The following is a 2,672-nucleotide window of genomic DNA, read 5'->3' on the forward strand; positions in this document are numbered from 1 at the left end:
GAAGCTCACCGTGGGATGCCAGGTCGTGTTCAAAGATAAGGAAAGCTTGATCGCCTGTATGAAGGAGTTGAAAGAGAAAGACCAGGGCATTTCCATCGTGGTCTCCGGGTTATTCGAGGAAGTCTTCGACTGCTGCAACAAGGCAGGACTCAAGCCTCCATTAATCGAGTTTGCTCTTGGGGTTCACGGGAATACCAAGAAGCTCTGGCCTCCCGAGATTCTGGATTTCGTAACCATGTGCGGCCATGGGCTGGTTTCGGGTCGGTTGGTTAAAAAAATGGTGGAGAATATCAAGAAAAACAAGAGCACCGTCGAAAAAGCCGCCATCGAGCTGGCTAAACCCTGCCTTTGTGGAATTTTCAATCCTCACCGAGCTGCCAAACTTCTGCAGAAGATGGTGGGGCAATAGGAGGGAAGACCCATTTTGAATACCAATCAAAAACATCGACCCAAATTAGCCATAGTCATGGGAGACGCCACCGGCATCGGACCAGAGCTGGTGGCTAAATCTTTGACTACGGAAGAGACCCGACGACTCTGCCGCCCGGCGGTGATCGGCGACGCCCGAGTAATGGCCGAGGCGATCCAATTGACCAAAGCCCCTCTGAAGATCGTTCCCCGGAAAAATTGGGAAAAAGTTTCGGGTGATGCTAGCCTGATGGAGATGTTTGACCTGGCCAACCTTGACCCTAAAGAATACAAGATGGGAGAAGTCAGTGCCCGGGCAGGGCAAGCCTGCCTTCAATACCTGGAATTGGGCATTGGAGAACTGATGGCTGAACGGGCAGCAGCAATGGTTTTTGCCCCACTGAACAAGCTGGCCATGCGCCTGGCTGGCTCTCCCTTCAAAGGCGAACTAAACCATTTCATAAGCTTGACCAAGGCCGAACTGGCCGGAGAGATCAATTTTTTGGAACCCTTATGGACGTCTCGGGTCACCTCTCATGTTGCTTTTCGGGAAATCTGCGATCAGCTAACTCCCGACCGTATTTTGCGGGCAATTACTCTTCTGCATAAAACCATGTGCCGGGCGGGCCTGGAAAAGCCACGGATTGGGGTTGCGGCCCTGAACCCTCATGGGGGGGAGAAAGGCCTCTTTGGCCCGGAAGAAGAGACTATCATCGCGCCTGCTGTGGAAAAAGCAAGGCAGCAAGGGATGGAGGTTCGAGGCCCATTTCCCGCGGATACCATCTTTGTCCGGGCCCGCAAAGGTGAGTTCGAAGGCATCGTGACCATGTACCACGATCAAGGACAAATCGCCACGAAGCTTTTGGGCTTCGATCGGGGAGTAACGGTATCCGGGGGGCTTCCGGTGGTCATTGCTACTCCCGCTCACGGGACAGCCCACGATATAGCCGGTAAAGGGATCGCCGACGTGGGAGCTTTTCAGGCGGCGTTACGAATTGCAGTGCGCATGGCCGGCACCAGGTGATTTTGAACCCTCCCCTTCACGCCCCGGCGACTTTCTTCTACTACCTGGGCCAGGCCGCAAAGAAAGCATTTCCGAAAAAGAAAACTTCTCTGCCCCTGAAAAAGCGGCATATTTTCTCGACTCTCTAGAGAAATTCTCTCGGCGGAAGGATATACCGCCGGCCCGATGCTCTGTTCACCTACCAACGTTGCCGCAAGACGTTCATATCAGTATTGGGGGTAGAGCCGTCGGAAAAGACCGGAGAGATATACCGATCGATAATTGCAAATGCCAAAGCCCAAAGCTCAAGACTTTGAAATTGGGCCTTTGAATCATCGCTTGACGAATATGTATGAATAATGCATATTAATACATATGAGAACTACATTAAATATCGACGAAAACATCTTGACCAAGGCGTCTCAGCTTACGGGGATTAAGGAAAAGACGGCCTTAGTCCGGCTTGGGTTGGAAGCTCTGATTGCCCGGGAATCCAGTAAAAGGTTGGCCAAACTGGGCGGTACGGAGAAAAAGCTTCAGCCCATTCCTAGGCGAAGGCCGTCTTAACTTTGGAAAAGATCCTCGTTGATACGTCGGTTTGGGTCCAACATTTTCGGGCGGGTAACCAGCACCTGGAGGATCTTCTCCAGGAAGGACAGGTTGTGACCCATTCCTTTATCATTGGGGAATTGGCCTGCGGGAATCTGAAGAACCGGCTTGAAATTCTTTCTCTGTTGCAATCCCTGCCGACCACCCTTACTCTTGCTTTCGAGGAATTTCTCTTTTTCCTGGAGCAAAATCAACTCATGGGGACAGGGCTTGGGTTCGTTGACGTTCACCTCCTTGCCTCCGCGAAGCTCGCTGACACCCCTCTATGGACTCTGGATAAGAAATTGAATGCAGCTTCCCACACACTTGGGATCCGATACCGATAAAATTCCCCTGTCTTTCTGATTCCCTTCTTCGCCGGTCTCCCGTTTCTCCGCCTCCTCGCGTCTCCACGTCAGCGAGTATTTTCTCTCCCATCGTCATAATCCCCCATTCTTCTCATCAGTTTTTTTTGAAAATCCCCGAATCCGTAAACAATCCGTAAATGGCCTTGTGCTATAAGGCAATCAGCTTGATACATCAGGACCTGGAGCGTTCTCTGGAGGTTGCCTTCGGACGGTCCCCGCTGGTCAAGGGCAATGTCTATACCCGCCCGAGAACGGAAACCCTTACGATAAACCCCTTCCCCCCTTCCCAAGATACCCCAATTAAA

At 51.8% G+C, this 2,672-nt stretch carries 5 protein-coding genes; 4 read left to right on the top strand and 1 reads right to left on the bottom strand.

The features are described from left to right. The 4 genes from Q7V48_11270 to Q7V48_11285 all read left to right on the top strand — a co-directional run. Nucleotides 1-409 (top strand): hypothetical protein (locus Q7V48_11270; GenBank protein MDO9211306.1); only part of this gene is annotated, 409 nt, incomplete at its 5' end. Nucleotides 410-424: 15 nt separating this feature from the next. Beyond that, on the top strand, nt 425-1,432 hold the full coding sequence (locus Q7V48_11275; GenBank protein MDO9211307.1) for a 4-hydroxythreonine-4-phosphate dehydrogenase PdxA: 1,008 nt from the start codon (nt 425-427) through the stop codon (nt 1,430-1,432). A 354-nt stretch (nt 1,433-1,786) separates the two neighbouring features. Beyond that, entirely contained in the window at nt 1,787-1,978 is a 192-nt protein-coding gene (locus Q7V48_11280) for a type II toxin-antitoxin system VapB family antitoxin (protein MDO9211308.1), read from the top strand. An 11-nt stretch (nt 1,979-1,989) separates the two neighbouring features. Further along, nucleotides 1,990-2,346, top strand: coding sequence for a PIN domain-containing protein (locus Q7V48_11285; protein ID MDO9211309.1), 357 nt, complete (start codon nt 1,990-1,992; stop codon nt 2,344-2,346). A gap of 68 nt (nt 2,347-2,414) precedes the next feature. On the opposite strand, the gene Q7V48_11290 is transcribed toward Q7V48_11285, so the two are convergent. After that, on the bottom strand, nt 2,415-2,672 hold a 258-nt coding region (locus Q7V48_11290), incomplete at its 5' end, for a hypothetical protein (GenBank protein ID MDO9211310.1).

This window comes from Deltaproteobacteria bacterium (genome assembly GCA_030654105.1).
Lineage (GTDB): Bacteria > Desulfobacterota > SM23-61 > SM23-61 > SM23-61 > JAHJQK01.

Bases quoted from the DNA above. Each gene is read 5' to 3' on its own strand.
- Q7V48_11280 (MDO9211308.1), top strand. From the start codon at position 1,787: ATGAGAACTACATTAAATATCGACGAAAACATCTTGACCAAGGCGTCT.